This is a genomic window from Streptomyces sp. GESEQ-4, from assembly GCF_017948455.1.
Taxonomy (GTDB): Bacteria; Actinomycetota; Actinomycetes; order Streptomycetales; family Streptomycetaceae; genus Streptomyces.
This window is the reverse complement of sequence record NZ_JAFFSU010000023.1, coordinates 17,790-33,673: the sequence shown is the minus strand read 5'-3', so window position 1 is coordinate 33,673 and position 15,884 is coordinate 17,790. Positions and strand designations below refer to the sequence as shown.

General features: G+C 69.5%; 14 protein-coding genes. 8 read left to right on the top strand and 6 right to left on the bottom strand.

Going from position 1 to position 15,884, the window contains the following annotated elements; genetic code table 11:
• Window positions 1–43: 43 nt before the first annotated feature.
• Both KCH48_RS32610 and KCH48_RS43015 read left to right on the top strand, forming a co-directional pair.
• Window positions 44–472 carry a hypothetical protein gene (locus KCH48_RS32610; RefSeq protein ID WP_307841010.1) on the top strand — a complete coding sequence of 143 codons (429 nt, stop codon included), beginning with the start codon at window positions 44–46 and terminating at the stop codon, window positions 470–472.
• Between the two features lie 239 nt (window positions 473–711).
• Window positions 712–1,002, top strand: coding sequence for a CPCC family cysteine-rich protein (locus KCH48_RS43015; protein ID WP_210579687.1), 291 nt, complete (start codon window positions 712–714; stop codon window positions 1,000–1,002).
• A gap of 173 nt (window positions 1,003–1,175) precedes the next feature.
• On the opposite strand, the gene KCH48_RS42540 is transcribed toward KCH48_RS43015, so the two are convergent.
• The 6 genes from KCH48_RS42540 to KCH48_RS32580 form a co-directional block, all read right to left on the bottom strand.
• On the bottom strand, window positions 1,176–1,493 hold the full coding sequence (locus tag KCH48_RS42540; RefSeq protein ID WP_307841017.1) for a transposase: 318 nt from the start codon (window positions 1,491–1,493) through the stop codon (window positions 1,176–1,178).
• Window positions 1,494–1,551: 58 nt separating this feature from the next.
• Window positions 1,552–2,421: a transposase gene (locus tag KCH48_RS32600; protein WP_246886219.1), complete on the bottom strand. Its 870-nt coding sequence runs from the start codon at window positions 2,419–2,421 to the stop codon at window positions 1,552–1,554.
• Window positions 2,422–2,662: 241 nt separating this feature from the next.
• Window positions 2,663–3,034 carry a hypothetical protein gene (locus KCH48_RS32595; RefSeq protein ID WP_210579685.1) on the bottom strand — a complete coding sequence of 124 codons (372 nt, stop codon included), beginning with the start codon at window positions 3,032–3,034 and terminating at the stop codon, window positions 2,663–2,665.
• 308 nt (window positions 3,035–3,342) lie between these two features.
• Complete coding sequence (locus tag KCH48_RS32590; RefSeq protein ID WP_210579683.1) at window positions 3,343–3,753, bottom strand: PIN domain-containing protein; 411 nt, start codon at window positions 3,751–3,753, stop codon at window positions 3,343–3,345.
• Window positions 3,750–3,971, bottom strand: a complete 222-nt coding sequence (locus KCH48_RS32585) for a type II toxin-antitoxin system VapB family antitoxin (RefSeq protein ID WP_210579665.1) — start codon at window positions 3,969–3,971, stop codon at window positions 3,750–3,752. Before KCH48_RS32585 ends, KCH48_RS32590 begins: the two co-directional genes overlap by 4 nt.
• Window positions 3,972–4,625: 654 nt before the next feature.
• Entirely contained in the window at window positions 4,626–5,177 is a 552-nt protein-coding gene (locus tag KCH48_RS32580) for a DUF3455 domain-containing protein (RefSeq protein ID WP_210579662.1), read from the bottom strand.
• Window positions 5,178–5,485: 308 nt separating this feature from the next.
• On the opposite strand from KCH48_RS32580, the gene KCH48_RS32575 reads away from it, so the two are divergent.
• From KCH48_RS32575 to KCH48_RS32550, 6 genes are all read left to right on the top strand, one after another.
• Window positions 5,486–8,800 carry a family 78 glycoside hydrolase catalytic domain gene (locus KCH48_RS32575; RefSeq protein WP_210579660.1) on the top strand — a complete coding sequence of 1,105 codons (3,315 nt, stop codon included), beginning with the start codon at window positions 5,486–5,488 and terminating at the stop codon, window positions 8,798–8,800.
• 78 nt (window positions 8,801–8,878) lie between these two features.
• Entirely contained in the window at window positions 8,879–9,883 is a 1,005-nt protein-coding gene (locus KCH48_RS32570) for an iron ABC transporter permease (RefSeq protein ID WP_210579658.1), read from the top strand.
• Window positions 9,880–11,025 (top strand): iron chelate uptake ABC transporter family permease subunit, encoded by a 1,146-nt coding sequence (locus KCH48_RS32565; RefSeq protein ID WP_210579656.1) that lies wholly within the window; start codon window positions 9,880–9,882, stop codon window positions 11,023–11,025. The genes KCH48_RS32570 and KCH48_RS32565 overlap by 4 nt, the downstream gene beginning before the upstream one ends.
• Window positions 11,022–11,852 carry an ABC transporter ATP-binding protein gene (locus KCH48_RS32560; RefSeq protein ID WP_210579654.1) on the top strand — a complete coding sequence of 277 codons (831 nt, stop codon included), beginning with the start codon at window positions 11,022–11,024 and terminating at the stop codon, window positions 11,850–11,852. Before KCH48_RS32565 ends, KCH48_RS32560 begins: the two co-directional genes overlap by 4 nt.
• Window positions 11,853–11,944: 92 nt before the next feature.
• Entirely contained in the window at window positions 11,945–12,982 is a 1,038-nt protein-coding gene (locus tag KCH48_RS32555) for an ABC transporter substrate-binding protein (protein WP_210579653.1), read from the top strand.
• Between the two features lie 126 nt (window positions 12,983–13,108).
• Window positions 13,109–15,769 carry an RICIN domain-containing protein gene (locus KCH48_RS32550; RefSeq protein ID WP_210579650.1) on the top strand — a complete coding sequence of 887 codons (2,661 nt, stop codon included), beginning with the start codon at window positions 13,109–13,111 and terminating at the stop codon, window positions 15,767–15,769.
• The last annotated feature ends 115 nt before the right edge of the window (window positions 15,770–15,884 follow it).

The following is a 15,884-nucleotide window of genomic DNA, read 5'->3' as shown; positions in this document are numbered from 1 at the left end:
AAGGCAATGGACGCTGCACAGCCGTGGTTGGGCCCACGTCAAAGTGGCTGACGATCAAGGCGAGGCAGCGGTCATCGCTTCGTATGTCACTGATGGAGCCGAGCAGTTCCTGTATGCCGTTGCCCGGCTGGTACTGGGTGACGAAGACACACGCGCCGAGTTCGAAGGGGAACCTCAGGTCTATCGATGGTTCTTCCATCGCGACGCACCCGAAGTCGAAATCCGCTTGATCAGGGCCGACGACGACCGGATGCCGGGCAGTTCGGGAGCCCTTCTCTGGTCAGGCCGTCACACGATCACGGCATTGGCGCGGTCGGCTGTGCGCGCATTCGACCGAATCGTTCACGAACTGGGCGAGGAGACCTACGAGGATCAGTGGGGCCGACCGTTTCCCCGAACCGAACTCGAAGCCCTGAGAATCGCGATGCGGACGCATCTGAACGGCACACCCACTCCTGACGTCACTTCGTGACTTCAAAGGGCAGCAGGAGCGGGCCACTCATCGGCCGTCTCAGTTTCCGTCTCATTCAGCCCCGTTCGCGGCCGTTCAGGCAAGACCCGGAGCCGTCCCAGCACCGATGGCCAGCCATCCATGAGCCCAGGTGAACGCCCCTGCACGCAGAACACAGCGACACCACCACAGTTGGAAAGCGCGCATGCCAACGCGACAAAGCCGTGGCCCGCCCAGTGCCTGCCGAGCAGAATGCAGACGTGACCTTCGTGAACGTTTTCGGTGGCGCTGAAGGCGGGCCCTACCGCTGCCCGTGCTGCGGCTTCATCACGCTGACCGAACGCGGGGCATTCGAGATCTGCGATGTCTGTTACTGGGAGGACGACGGCCAGGACGAGCACGACGCACACGTGGTGCGCGGCGGTCCCAACCACGATCTCAGCCTGCGTCAGGCACGCCAGAACTTCGAGGCGATCGGTGCGTGCAACGAGTACTGCAGACGGTTTGTACGCGCTCCGCTGCCTGTGGAGCGCCCGGACAGCTCCAAATGAGCGCAACTTCCCGAGCTGAGAGCGCGAGTTCGATACTCGTCACCCGCTCCATGTCACCTTCTCGGCCGTGAACGGCCGAGCTTGTGTACTCGGTCGTTCACACCTTGCCGCGCTCCCGACTGCCCCCTACGACAGGACGGTCACGGGTCGCATCTCCCCACAATCCGGCCTGTTCAGGCCGATGCGAGGACGGGTGCGGTGACGAACACCCACGCCGAGCGCGCGCGGTCGCGCACGTTGACCCCGGCGACGTGATCGGCAGGCCCAGCGAGGCCGCACCGACGACAGGAGAAACGGTCCCGGTCGGGCCGGTTGGCCCGCTCGGTGTGCCCGCAGCGCGGGCAGCGCTGCGAGGTATAGGCCGCATCCACCTCCACAAACGGCACCCCGGCCCGGCGGGCCTTGTAGGCCAGGTGCTGCCCGAGCTGGTGGAACGGCCAGGAAGACAAGGTGCCCCGCTGGTCGCGGCGAAGCCGTACCCGGTCCCGGATCCCGTCGAGCTCCTCGACGGCAATCCCGCGACCGGTGCTCCCCCACGCTCGGCTTCGCTCACGCGGGAGGTGCCCCCATCGCGACGGACACGATCTCCTTCGAGATCCGGTGGTTCACATGGGTGGCATGGCGCTGCTCCTTCTTCGCCCGACGGGCCAGGCGGCGGGTGGCCGAACGGCTTTGCATTGCCTGGAGTTCGGCGCGTTTACGGGCCTGCCAGCGCCGGTAGCGGTTCAGCCGACGGCCCTGGTAGTTGGTGCCGTCGCTGGTGGTGGCGAGGTTGACGATGCCGCGGTCGACACCGATCCAGTCGGCCGGCTCATACACGTCGGGATCGGGAATGTCGCAGGTCGCGATCAAAAACCACTTCCCGCCCCGCTGGACCAGATCGGACTCGCCCTTGCGGTACTCGGCCAGCGTCTTGAGCTGGTCCGGCGAGCCGGTGTAGCGGATGCCGCGCATCCGCCCATCCACCGTCCAGATCGACACCGTCCGCGCGTCCGTCTGCCAGGACAGGCACCGGTCGTCGAACGGCTGCGCCGCCTCGGGCCGGAAAGTGACCGGCGAGCCGACCGCCTTGCGGTACCGCTTCGACTCGGGTCCGCCCAGCCGCCCGGCTTGCAGGCTCGCCGCGAGCGCGCCGTAGGCGTCCACGACCTTCTTCACCACCCGCACCGCGGGCTGCGCCGACAGCCCGAAGGCGGCCTTGATGTCCGCGTAGACCAGTTTCTGCAGCCCGTTGCGGTCCTTGATGCCCGATTGGAAGGCGGTCCGGGAGACGTGGTCGGCGGCCCGGTTGCAGGCACGCAGGGTCGCCTCCAGCGCCGCCGCCTGCTCCGGCGACGGCAACAGCTTCACCTGCACCACCAGCTTCACAGCCCCAAACCTAGGCAGCACCTCGCACACCCGGGCGAACTTCGCACGCATTCACCCACCCTCGCGACCATCCAGGACGCGCGTGCGAATTCGCCGCTCCGCTGGACAGCCGTGCGGGCACTCCGTGCCCGGCCATGGGACGCGGTGACGCTCCGCGTCACCGGTTCGAGATGCGAGTCCTCCCCAGCGTGAACGCCGGGGCATCCTCGCAAGAATCAGGTGAAACCCCCAGGTCATTGACCCGGGGGTGGTTGTTCATGCATCACCGTCGCCCGGCACGGCATTACGAGGGCTATTCGGTGCCGGTCTCGCCCTTGTGCATCATCTGGGCCAACAGCAGGACGCCTCCGGTCGCCGCCCCTACCGCTCCCGCCGCCAGGAAGCTACGAGAGGAGCGCCAGGACAGCACCGACCACCGCGACTGGGCGGAGAACAACGATCCCGTACTCAGCCACGACCCGGTCGAGATCAGTGACAGGGAGGAACCGATCGAGCCGACCGACAGGGCACTTCCGATCGAGCCGACCGACAAGGCCGAGCCGACGGAACCCACGGACAGCACCGATCCCACTGAGCCGATCGACAACACGGAGTCCTGTGACCACAACGACAGCACCGAACCAGAAGGGGCACGACGGACCGACCGTACGGACAGCTTTGTCATGAGGCCATCTTGCCCGCTGGTCGTTCTGCTCGGCAGGTCGTGGACGGATGATGCGGGTCCCGAGTGACGTCCTTCCGACATCTGGCTCACGGCGCGGCAGAGGACGGCCGCTGGGCGTGAGGAGTCGCCACGCGCATCTGGAAAGGGCCTCCGACCAATGAGCGGTGTGCATCGTGAAGCCGAGGCGATGACGAGGAGAGTGCGGGCGGGTTCCGTTCCGAGCGGACAGCAGCGGTGCGGGCTGAGCGGGACACGGACCACCTGTTCGGAAGACTTCGCGTCACAACCTGTCGGGAAGGCCGGAGCCCTCAGGCGACATCGTGGACGTTGTGCTCGCTCAGGTCGGATGCGTGCCGGGCAATCGCACGGTAGTCGGCATCGTCGTGGAGGACAGCGAGACCGTGATGGGCCGCGGTGGCGGCGATGACGAGGTCCACCGCCGAGGCGCTGCGGTGTTCCCCGGCCTGGGCCATACGGTGTTGCACCGCGCCGATCCAGCGCCCCGCGTTCTTCGGCACCGACACGTCCGGGTAGAGATCAGTGAACATCTCCGTGATCTCGTCGTACTCGCGTCCGTTCCGGGCGCTGTGGAGAAACTTGGTGCGCTGCACGTAGCAGGATGTGATGGCCCCGGCGTCGATCGCGTCGTACCAGGCCGACTGCAGTTTTGGATCGCGGAGCAGCCGGACCAGGCCGGACGTGTCGAGCAGGTAGATCACCGGCTGTGCTTCTCCGCCCGGTGCAGGCGCTCGGCGTCCTCGACGGCACCCCACTCACGCGCACGCTCGAAATGACGGCTGATGCGCGCCGCGCGATCCTGCTGCTCGGCGTAGAAGTGCAGAGCGAGATTGACCGCCTCCTTCTTGGTCCTGACCTTGGCCAGAGCCATGGCGCGTTCCAGTGCGTCGTCGTCGATGTCGATCTGAGTCACAGACATGTGGCACCTCCCGCAGCAATGTTGGTGATGTACATAGAAGAGTATGTCACCAACATTGACGATGCCGCATCTGAACGTCGGATCTGCAGTCGCAACGGACATTCCAGATCAGCCCTGCGGACGATGCTGGCTGGTCGGTGCGAAGCTCCGCGCGCACGTATGACTCGACCGCCGGTGGCGCACAACGAACCCGCCCAGGTCAGCGGCCCCGCAGCGCCCAAGCGCCATCGCTTTCCAAGCCGAGAGCGCGAGTTCGATTCTCGTCACCCGCTCTCCTCAGAGCCCCAGGTCAGCCGCCTGGGGCCTACTTGTTGGCCAAACATTTCGACGACCGGAAGCACACCCGGCAGGGATTCCGAGCACGAAGACCGACTTCCGGACCACCTCTCCCGGAAGGGCTCCGCTCGAAGTGTGAACGTCCGGGTACTCATCCTCTTGAGCGTCCCGTACCTCCCAGCCCATCTCCGAGAACAAGGCGCGGGCCCTTCTCCGGTGCTCAGCCGACCCCGTGAGGGCAGCCACGCGGTTCGCCATAGCGGCGAGATGAATCCCCCGACTGATGATCTCGGCGCTGTATCCAGCTCTATCCAGCAGGGCAGGGGCCCCTCGGCATCACCCAGAGGCCCCTGCCGTTTTCCTCACTCCATCACTTGATCACTTGGCGGGCTTGTAGAAGGTGTAGGTGGCGGAGTACCGGACGCTGGTCTGATCCGTGCCGGTGCAGGCGGTCGTGGGGGCGACGCCGCCACGCGTGTCGAGGCGCTGGATATAGGAGACGTCGGCGAATATGCCGGAGCCGCGCGTGGCGGTGGACTGCAGGAGGAGTTCGGGGATGGTGCCGTCCTTGGGGGAGCTGGCGACGGCCGCGGCGTTGACGGCGCTGCCGTCCACCGTGGACACCCAGACAGGGCCGCGGGAGTGGAGGGCGACAGTGCGACGGGAGCGGTCGTTCTTGGCCCAGAGGGTGGCGGCGGGCTCCAGCAGCTTCCAGGTGCCGTCGGTGCAGGTGTAGGTCTGGACGCCCTCGGCGGAGAAGACGCCGGTGAGCCGGTTGCCGTCGGGGACCTTCAGGGCGGGGGGAGCGTCGACGCCGGGGCGGGCGGGCTGCGGAGTCGCGGCCTGGCCGGCCGTCGCGCCCATGAGCGTGCCGGCGGTCACGGCGGCGAGAGCTGTGGTGGTGAGAACGAGACGCTTGGTGAGCTTCATCAGGTGGGTCTCCAGAGAGGTTTCTGAACAAGCTTCGCGGCGTAGCCCTTCGCGTCGCCCCGCCAGATCGAGGGGGGAGATCGCGGTCGGGTGCATTGACAGAGTGCTCGGAGGCCGTCTTGGTTCCACGGGAGCGCCACCGCTCACGCCAACCTCCGCTGTCACACACCTTGTTGAGCGCCACTCGCGTCCCTACCATTTCACCGCAAGGGAGATCTGAATCGTTTCAAGACGCAATTCAAAGCACATTCCAAAGCGCCACAGCACAGCTTCGTTGTCCGCGGCGACACAGTGAGCGAGGAACGCGCATGGGCAGACCATGGAACCGGAGACTCTTCCTGAGAGGCACGACGGCAGGAGCGGGTGCCGGAATCACCGCGTTGTCCGCCGGTCCGGCGGCGGCCGCCGGCACACCGGCGCGAGGCCCGGAGGGCGACGACCGCACCGGACCCCTCCGCATCGACCGCACCACCGTCGAGTACGCCGAGCGAGTCCTCGGTACGGACGTCGAACACCCCCGCCTCAGCTGGGAGTTGTCCGCTCCGGGGCACGGCGCCCGGCAGAGCGCGTACCAGGTGCAGGTGGCCCTCAGCCCCAGCCCCAGCCCCAACCCCAAGGCGCTGACGGCCGGGCTGGTCTGGGACTCGGGGAAGGTGACGTCCGACCGCAGCGTGGGCGTCCCCTACGAAGGGCCCGCACTGCGCCCCCGTACCCGCTACCACTGGCGGGTACGGGCCTGGGACGGTGCCGGGCGACCCTCCCGCTGGAGCGAGCCCGGCTGGTGGGAGACAACGTTGTCGGACGCCGACTGGCAGGCCCGCTGGATCGGCGCCGACGCGCCGCCGGAGCCGCCCTCCCCCTCCGGCGCCTCGTGGATCTGGTCGCCGGGCGCCACGTCCTCCGACGCTCCTGTGGGGCCCTGTTGGTTCCGGGCGGTACTGCGGCTTCCGGACGACGGCACGCGGGTGCGGCGGGCCACCGTGGTCGCCACCGCCGACGACGACTTCACCCTCCATCTGGACGGCCGGCAGGTGCTGCACGCGCCGGAGCAGCAGGACGGCTGGCGCACCGGCCGTGCGGTCGATGTCACCGAGGTCGTCGAGGCGGCCCGCGTCGCCGGCCGTCCGGTGGTGCTCGCCGTCCGTGCCACCAACCGCTCCGGCCCTTCCGTGAACCCCGCCGGCCTGCTGGTCCGGCTGATCGTCGAGACGGCGGACGGCGGCCCGGACGAGAGCACGTACGAACTGGTCAGCGGCCCCGGCTGGCGCGTCACCGCCACCGAACCCCAGGAAGGCTGGCAGCGGCCGGAGTTCGACGACACGGACTGGGTCGAGGCCGCCGTACTCGCTCCGTACGGGCAGGGGCCCTGGGGCAGCGGCGTGAGCGTCGCCGTGCCGGAGCAGCCCGCGCCGCTGCTGCGCCGCGCCTTCACCGTGCGGCGGCGGATCTCCCGGGCCCGCCTCTACATCAGCGGACTCGCCTACTACGAGGCCGAGATCAACGGCCGCAGGGTCGGTCGGCAGGTGCTCGACCCCGGCTTCACGGACTACGACGAGACCGTGCTGTACGCCGTCCACGACGTCACCGAGCTGGTCAGACGTGGCGAGAACGCCATCGGCGTCACCCTCGGCCGCGGCTTCTTCGGCATGACCACTCCCAACGTCTGGAACTGGCACCGCCCGCCGTGGCACGGTGAGCCCCGGCTGCTGGCCCAGTTGGAGATCGACCACCCGGACGGCTCTCGCACCACCGTCGCCTCGGACGGCGAGTGGCGGATCACCGAGGGGCCGATCCTGTCCAACTCCCTCTATGCGGGCGAGACTTACGACGCTCGCCGGGCCCCGCGCGGCTGGACCCGCCCCGGTTTCGACGACAGCGGCTGGCGGGCGGCGGGTGTGCGGCAGGCACCGCGGGGTGCGCTCAAGGCGCAGCCGCACGACCCGATCGAGATCGCCGAGACGGTACGGCCCACGGAGATCACCGAGCTCAGGCCCGGGGTGTTCGTGGTCGACATGGGCCGCACCATGGCTGGCTGGACCCGCCTCACCGTCCACGGCGCCGACGCGGGCACCGTCGTCCGTCTCGTCCACGGCGAGAAGCTGAAGCCCGACGGAAGCGTGCACGCCGAGACCGGCCATGTTCCGGGCCGCTTCCAGACCGACGAATACGTCTGCGCGGGCGGCGGCGCGGACGAGGTCTGGGAGCCGAAGTTCTCGTACAAGGGCTTCCGTTACGTGGAGGTCCACGGGCTGCCCGCACGACCGTCCCCCGAGCAGGTGCTGGGGAGGCTGGTGCACACCCGGGTCGAGAAGGTCAGCTCGTTCGCGTGCTCGGAGCCGTTCTACGAGTGGCTGGACGGTGCCATGCGCCGCACGGTTCTCAACAACCTGCACGGCATTCCGACCGACACCCCCATGTACGAGAAGAACGGCTGGACCGGCGACGCCCACGTCGGCACCCCGGTGATGACGTACGCCTTCGGGGTGCAGCGCTTCCTGTCCAAGTGGCTGGGCGATCTGGCGGACAGCCAGAACGGCGAGGGGCAGCTGCCGGTGATCGTGCCGAGCGGCGGCTGGGGCTACCAGGAGCTGGCCCCCTCTCCCGAGTGGACGACCGTCTACCCGTTCGTCGTCCGGGAGTTGTACCGGGTGTACGGGGACGAGCGCGCCGCCCGCGAGCACTGGGCGACGCTGACCCGGTATCTGGACTGGGAGCTGTCCCGGCTGCGGGACGGGCTGGCGGTCACGGCGCTCGGCGACTGGGTGGCGCCCGGCTACGAGATTCCCCCGGAGGACACCCGGCTGACCGCGACCGCGTACCTCCACCGGGCGCTGCTGCACACCGCCGAACTGGGCGAACTGCTGGGTGACGGCGAGGTCGTGAAGCGGTACCGGGAGGCGGCCGAGAAGCTGAAGACCGCGTTCAACGAGGCGTTCCTGAGCCCGGAGGGCCACTACCGCACGGCGAAGGACCCCGGCTACCGGCAGACGTCCAACGCGATTCCGCTGGCCTTCGGCCTGGTGCCGCCCGGCGCGCGCACCTCCGTGATGGACAGCCTGGTGGCCGACATCGAGGCGCGCGGCAACCATCTGAACACCGGCTGCCTGGGCACGAGTGTGCTGCTGAACGTGCTGTGCGCCCACGGCCGCCCGGACGTGGCACACGCCGTCGCCACCCAGCGCACGTATCCGAGCTGGGGGTACTGGCACGAAAACGGCGCCGACACCATGTGGGAGATGTGGCCGCTGGACTCCCGCTCCCGCGACCACTACTTCCTGGGCACGGTCGCGCAATGGCTGTACGAGAACGTGGCCGGGCTGCGCCCCGGTGACGCCGGCTACCGCACCTTCTCAGTGCGGCCCGACGCCCGTACGGGAGTGAACTGGGCGCGTACGTCGATCCGTACGGTGCGCGGTGAGGCCGCTGTGGCCTGGTCGCGGCTCGACCGGGAGCTGCGGCTGTCGGTGCGGGTACCGGTGGGCTCGACGGCCGAGGTGCATGTGCCGGGAGCGTCGCGCGACCGGGTGGCCGCACCCAAGGGCGCGGAGTTCCTGCGCAGCGACCCCGCGTTCGTCGTCTTCCGTGTCGGACACGGGGAGTGGGCCTTCACCGGCCCAGCGTGACGCCTGGCGGACGCGCTCTTCTCACCCCGTACGCTTAGGCAATCCTTAGCCAGCGGACAGTGGATACGGGAAGGGCGCATGTCAGGAGTCGCGAGCCGACGTGTCGGCTGGATGGCCGTCGCCCTCCTTCTCTTGCTCCTGGCCGTGGTACTGAGCCTCGCGGTCGGCAGCCGCACGATCGCCCCCTCAGCGGTCTGGGACGCGCTGCTGTACGGCGGCACGAGCGACGACGCTCAGGTCGTACGGGCGCTGCGGGTGCCGCGGACGGTCGTCGGTGTGCTGGTCGGGGTCGCCCTCGGCGTTGCCGGAACGGTTCTGCAGGGCATCACCCGCAACCCCATCGCCGAGCCCGGCATCCTCGGCATCAGCCAGGGCGCCTCGCTCGGCGTCGTCTGCGCCATCACCTTCTTCGGGGTGCACACGCTGAACGGATACGTCTGGTACGCCTTCGCGGGCGCGGCCGTCGCGGCGGTGTGCATCTACGTCGTCGCCGGCAGCGGACGCGGGGGCGCCTCGCCGGTCAAGCTCGCGCTCGCCGGCGCCGCCATGAACGCCTTTCTCGCCTCCGTCGTCACCGGCATCCTCACCACCGACGCCCGTGCCCTGGACGAGTTCCGGTTCTGGGACGTCGGCTCGATCGCCGGCCGGGACGCCTCGATCGTCGGGCAGACCTGGCCCTTCCTGGTCGCGGGGCTGCTGCTGGTGCTGGCCATGGCCCGCGGGCTGGACGCGCTCGCGCTCGGCGAGGACATCGCACGGGGGCTGGGCCGCAACGTGGCGCTGCTGCGCGCGACCGGGGCCCTCGGCGCGACCGTGCTGACCGGGGTCGCGGTCGCCGCGGCCGGACCGATCGCCTTCACCGGGCTCGCCGTCCCGCACATCGCCCGGGCGCTCGTCGGGCCCGGGCACCGCTGGCTGCTGCCCATGGCCGCCGTGCTGGGGCCGGTGATGCTGCTCCTCGCGGATGTCCTCGGGCGGGTCGTCGTACGGCCCTCGGAGGTGCCGGTGGCTGTGATGACCGCGTTGGCCGGGGTGCCGTTCCTGGTGGTGCTGGTACGGCGGCGGAAGCTGGTGGCGGCATGACCCAGGACACTCCCGGGAAGATCCAGGACAGTCTCCGGAAGACCGAGGACAGTCTCCGCAAAACCCAGGACAGTCCCCGGAAGACCCCGGACACCCTCCGTCCTCCGGGACATGCCGTCCTGCGCGCCAGGAAGAGCAGCTTCCTGCTCCACCGCAGAAGCCTCCTCGTCGCCGCCGTCCTCACCGCGCTGCTCGCTGCGACCGTCGTCGCGTCCCTGTGCGTCGGGGAGTCGTTCGTCGCGCCGGGCGAGGTCGTCCGCGTGCTGCTGGGTCTGCCCAGCCCCGACCAGTTGGTCGTCGGCACGCTGAGGTTGCCGCGCCTGGTGACCGGGCTGCTGGTGGGTGCCGCGTTCGGGATCTCCGGCGCGCTGATCCAGACCGTCGCCCGCAATGCGCTGGCCAGCCCCGATGTCATCGGCGTGACGCACGGAGCGGGCGCGGCGACGGTCGCGGCGATGACGTACGGCGTCACTTCGTACGCCGTACTCCCCTACGTCTCCGTCGCCGGCGGTCTCGCGGCGGCGCTGCTCGTCTATCTGCTCGCGTGGCGGCGCGGGCTGCACGCCACCCGGTTCGTCCTCATCGGCATCGGCATCTCGGTGGCTCTCGGCTCCCTGACCCGGCTGTTCGTGACCAAGGGCGACTACCTGGTCGCCCAGCAGGCCAAGGTCTGGCTCACCGGCTCCCTCAACGGCCGTGGCTACGACCAGGCCGCACCGCTCGCGACCGTACTCCTGCTGCTGGTGCCGTTCCTGCTGTGGGCGGCCCGCGCCCAGCGTGGCGCGGGCCTCGACGACGACACCGCGACCGCCCTCGGCACCCGGCTCGACCGGGACCGGCTCGGACTCGGCGCGCTCGGTGTGGTGCTGGCGTCCGTGGCGACCGGCGCCGCCGGACCGGTGGACTTCGTGGCGCTGCTCGCCCCGCAGATCGCCCGCAGACTCACCCGCACCCCGCACAGCCCCCTGCTGTGCTCGGCGCTGATGGGCGCGCTGATCGTGACCGTCGCCGATCTGCTGGCCCGCCGGGTCTTCTCGCCGACCGAGCTGCCGGTCGGCGTGTTCACCGCCGTGGTGGGTGCCCCGTATCTGATGTGGCTGATCGTCAGCTCCCGTAGCGGCCGTTCCGGAGGAACCGCGTGACCGGCAACCGTCTCACCGCCCAGGGGCTCACCCTCGCCTACGAGGACCGCACGGTCGTCGACGGCCTGGACCTTCAGGTCCCGGACGGGAAGGTCACCGTCATCGTCGGGCCCAACGCCTGTGGAAAGTCCACCCTGTTGCGCGCCCTGGGCCGGCTGCTGAAGCCGAAGCGGGGCGCGGTGCTGCTCGACGGCACCGAGCTGTCCCGCATCCCGACCCGGCGGATCGCCCAGGCGGTCGGCCTGCTGCCGCAGACGCCCGTGCCACCGGAGGGCATCACCGTCGCCGACCTGGTCTCGCGCGGCCGGCAGCCGCACCAGAAGTGGTGGCAGCAGTGGTCGGAGGCGGACGAGACGGCCGTCGCCCGGGCGATGGAGCGCACCGGGACCGCCGAGCTCGCCGAACGGCCGGTCGACGAGCTGTCGGGTGGTCAGCGCCAGCGCGTGTGGATCGCGATGGCCCTCGCCCAGGAAACCGACGTCCTGCTGCTCGACGAGCCGACGACCTATCTCGACATCGCCCACCAGGTGGAAGTCCTGGACTTGGTACGGCAGTTGAACCAGGAGCGGGGCCGGACCGTGGTCGCCGTGCTGCACGACCTGAACCAGGCGGCCCGCTACGCCGACCACATCGTCGCCATGAAGGCGGGCCGGATCGTGGCGCAGGGCGTGCCGGCCGATGTCGTCACCGCGGAGCTGGTGCAGGAGGTCTTCGGACTCGCGTCGGTCGTCGTACCGGATCCGGTGACGGGCGATCCGCTGGTGGTGCCGGGGCCGCCGCGTTCGGCGCGTCCGACCGTGCCTGAGCAGGCCGTACCGAAAACGTGATTGGAGCCACATGCTCCGGATGCTCCGGATGCACAGGCTTCTCATAAAGTAAGGCTCGCCTAAGTTTCATTCGTACGACGGGAGCCTTCCCCATGTCTGCCAGCCGCCGCGGTACCGCCGCCGCAGCCCTCGCCCTCGCCGCCGCGCTCTCGCTGACGGCCTGCGGCGGCTCCTCCGGAAGCGGCGAGAAGTCGTCCACGGGATCCGGCGACAAGAAGGCGGTCGCCCAGGGCGGCGAGGACTTCTCGAAGGCGGCGGAGCAGACCGCGGCGATGGGCACCGACGCCAAGGCGGGTGAGTGGCCGCGGACCGTCGAGCACGCCATGGGCGAGACCGAGATCAAGGCGCAGCCCAAGCGTGTCGTCGTCCTGGACGTCGGCGAGCTCGACAACGTGGTGTCGCTCGGCATCAAGCCGGTCGGTCTCGCCCCCACCGAGGGCTCCCCCGAGCTGCCGTCGTACCTGAAGAAGGACGCGGGCAGCCCGGCGGACATCGGCACGATCAACAACCTCAACCTCGAGGCCATCGCCGCGCTCAAGCCCGACCTGATCCTCGGCAGCCAGCTGCGCGCCGCCGACAAGTACGACGAGCTGGCGCAGATCGCCCCGACCGTCTTCTCCCTGCGCCCCGGCTTCACGTGGAAGGAGAACTACCTCCTCAACGCGGCCGCCCTGGACAAGACCGCCGAAGCGAAGACCCACCTCGCGGAGTACGACAAGAAGGTGGCGGCGCTGAAGACGAAGCTCGGCGCCGACAAGCCGACCGTCTCGATGGTCCGTTACCTCCCCGACGGCGTGATCCGCCTCTACGCGAACGCCTCGTTCATCGGCACGATCCTCAAGGACCTCGAGATCCCCCGCCCGAAGAACCAGGACATCGAGGACCTCGCCGCCGAGATCAGCGCCGAGAACATCGACCAGGCCGACGCCGACTACATCTTCACCGGCGTCTACGGCGAACCGAACGCCACGGACAAGTCCACAGCACAGGGCAACCCGCTGTGGAAGAACCTCGACGCCGTCAAGGCCGGGCACGCCTACGACGTTCCGGACGAGACCTGGTACCTCGGCCTCGGCGTGATGGCCGCCGACGAGGTCCTCGCCGACCTGGAGAAGCACCTCACCAAGTAGGCCGAAGAAAGTCCCAGCTCGAGGCAACCCTTTGCATGGCCTGTGACCACAAGGAGGCGGATCCGGCCGATCGGTGGCCGGATGCGCCTTCCTCCGGTGAACGGCATGCAAGGAGAGCACTTCCCCATGAAGAACCCCACGAACGACGGGCGCCGCGGGCGGCACCGCCGTCGCTGGACCGCGACCGGACTGCTGCTCGGCGTGCCGGCCATCGTCGTGCCGTATCTGCTGTTCGCGCAGGAGGACTCGCAGGCCACCACGGTCGACAGCAATGCCTACTACCGGCTGGTTTCCGTACGCAGCGGCAAGGTGCTGGACGTCAACGCCTTCTCCACCGCCGACGGCACCCGCATCCAGCAGTGGACCGACCAGAGCACCGCCAACCAGCAGTGGAAGCTGAGACCCACCGGGGACGGCTACTACGAGCTGGTGAACCGCAACAGCGGCAAAGTGCTGGGCATAGCGGGCAATTCGACCGACCGGGCGGCCGCCGCCGAGCAGCAGACCGACAGCTCCGCCACTTCGCAAGAGTGGCGGATCGACGAGGTGAGCGATGCCGACGCCGTCACCTTCACGTCCCGCAGGAGCGGACAGGTCCTGGACGTCTCCGGAGGCTCCAAGGCCGAGGGCGGGGCGGTCATCCAGTATCCCGGCAAGGGCAGCACCAACCAGCAGTGGAAGCTGGTGAAGACGGCCGAGACCCCGGCGGCCGGGACGGGTACCGCGCAGACCACGGCCGCGCCCGGACCGTATGCCTGGAAGAACGCCCAGGTGGTGGGCGGTGGTTACGTCACCGGGCTGGTGTTCAACCAGCGCGAGAAAGGCCTGCTGTACGCGCGTACCGACATGGGCGGCGCCTACCGCTGGGACACCGCGGCCGAGCAGTGGATCCCGCTGACCGACTGGGCCGGCGAGAAGGACTGGAACCTGCTCGGCATCGACTCGGTGGCCACCGACCCCGTCGACCCCGACCGGCTCTACCTCGGGGCGGGCACCTACACCAACAGCTGGGCGGGCAACGGCGAGATCCTGCGCTCCACGGACCGGGGCCGCACCTTCAAACGCACCGCTCTGCCCTTCAAGTTGGGCGCCAACGAGGACGGCCGTGGGGCGGGCGAGCGGCTGGTGGTCAACCCCGCGGACAACGGCACCCTGTTGCTGGGAACCCGTAAGAACGGCCTGTGGCGCAGCACGGATCACGGCGCGACATGGAGCCAGGTCTCCTCGTTCCCCGTCAAGGACGGGGCGAGCAGCGGCGCGGGCATCTCCTTCGTGACGTACGACCCGAAGGACAGCAAGACGGTCTACGTCGGCGTCGCCGACAAGTCCACCTCCCTGTACCGCTCCACCGACGGCGGCAGCACCTGGCAGGCCGTCTCCGGGCAGCCCACCGGCCAGATGCCGCAGCACGGTGTGCTCTCCGGTGACGGTTCGCTGTATCTGACGTACACCAACGTCGTCGGGCCCAACGGCGTGACCGCGGGCTCGGTGTGGAAGTACACGCCGGCCGGCGGCGCGTGGAAGAACATCTCGCCGTCCCAGGGCAGTTACGGGTTCTCCGGTCTGGCCGTCGACCCGCGCAAGCCCTCCACGGTGATGGTGACCACCCTCGACCGCTGGTGGCCCGAGGACGAGATCTACCGGACCACCGACGGCGGTACGACCTGGAAGGCGCTGGCCGACAAGTCGGAGCGGGACGCCTCCGCCGCTCCCTACGTCGGTACCGGCACCGGGCACTGGATGACCGCCCTCGCCATCGACCCCTTCGACTCCGGGCATGTGCTGTACGGCACCGGCAGCGGCATCTGGCGCAGCAAGGACGCGAACGCCACCGACAGCGGCGGCACCAGTCACTGGACCGTGGGGGCCCGAGGTCTTGAGGAGACCGCGGTGCTGGACGCGGTCGCCCCGCCCGGCGGTGCCACGGTCATCTCCTCCATGGGTGACCTCGGCGGTTTCCACTACGGCTCCACCGGCGCCCTGACCAAGACGCCCGCCGGGCGGCTGAAGAACCCGATGATGATCACCAGCACGGACATCGACTTCGCCCAGTCCAACCCGTCATTGATGGTCCGCGTCGGCCGTGGCGGCGATCAGGACGGCGCCTACTCCACCGACGGCGGCAGCAGCTGGACCGGCTTCAAGTCGGAGCCGGTGGGCAGCGCCGACAGCGGCCAGGTCGCGCTCGCGGCGGACGGCTCCGCCATCGTCTGGACCGAGGAGGGCCAGGCCCCGTACCGCTCGACCGACAAGGGGGCGAGCTGGTCGAAGGTCGGCGGCCTGGGCAACGGCGCCGTGGTCGTCGCCGACCGCTCCTCGGCCAAGACCTTCTACTCACTGTCCGGCGGCACGCTCCACGCCAGCACCGACGGCGGCGCGACCTTCACCGCCCGCGCCGGCAACCTGCCCAGCGGCAAGCTCACGGCCGTCCCCGGCATCGCAGGGGACCTGTGGATCGCCGACGGTGGCAAGGGGCTGCTGCACTCCACCGACGGCGGCCGCACCTTCACCGCGCTCGGCACGGTGAAGTCCGCCTCCGCCCTCGGCTTCGGCAAGGCCGCGCCCGGCGCCTCCTATCAGGCCCTCTACCTGATCGGCACCGTCAAGGACGTCACCGGAGTCTTCCGCTCCACCGACAAGGGCGCCACCTGGCTCCGCGTCAACGACGACGCCCACCAGTGGGGCAGCATCGGCGGCACCGGCGTCATCACCGGCGACCCCGACACCTACGGCCGCGTCTACGTCGGCACCAACGGCCGCGGCCTCCAGTACGGCGACCCGTCCTGACCCACACGCCCGAGCGGGGCCGCAGGCACACCAGCCTGCGGCCCCGCTGTGACTGCCCGAAGAATCCCCACTGTCGGAAAAGTGCTGCGGTCCTACGATGACAAGGGCGGCGCGC

Bases quoted from the DNA above. Each gene is read 5' to 3' on its own strand.
- KCH48_RS32600 (WP_246886219.1), bottom strand. From the start codon at position 2,421: ATGCGTGCGAAGTTCGCCCGGGTGTGCGAGGTGCTGCCTAGGTTTGGG.
- KCH48_RS32595 (WP_210579685.1), bottom strand. From the start codon at position 3,034: ATGACAAAGCTGTCCGTACGGTCGGTCCGTCGTGCCCCTTCTGGTTCG.
- KCH48_RS32585 (WP_210579665.1), bottom strand. From the start codon at position 3,971: ATGTCTGTGACTCAGATCGACATCGACGACGACGCACTGGAACGCGCC.
- KCH48_RS32580 (WP_210579662.1), bottom strand. From the start codon at position 5,177: ATGAAGCTCACCAAGCGTCTCGTTCTCACCACCACAGCTCTCGCCGCC.
- KCH48_RS32575 (WP_210579660.1), top strand. From the start codon at position 5,486: ATGGGCAGACCATGGAACCGGAGACTCTTCCTGAGAGGCACGACGGCA.
- KCH48_RS32570 (WP_210579658.1), top strand. From the start codon at position 8,879: ATGTCAGGAGTCGCGAGCCGACGTGTCGGCTGGATGGCCGTCGCCCTC.
- KCH48_RS32565 (WP_210579656.1), top strand. From the start codon at position 9,880: ATGACCCAGGACACTCCCGGGAAGATCCAGGACAGTCTCCGGAAGACC.
- KCH48_RS32555 (WP_210579653.1), top strand. From the start codon at position 11,945: ATGTCTGCCAGCCGCCGCGGTACCGCCGCCGCAGCCCTCGCCCTCGCC.
- KCH48_RS32550 (WP_210579650.1), top strand. From the start codon at position 13,109: ATGAAGAACCCCACGAACGACGGGCGCCGCGGGCGGCACCGCCGTCGC.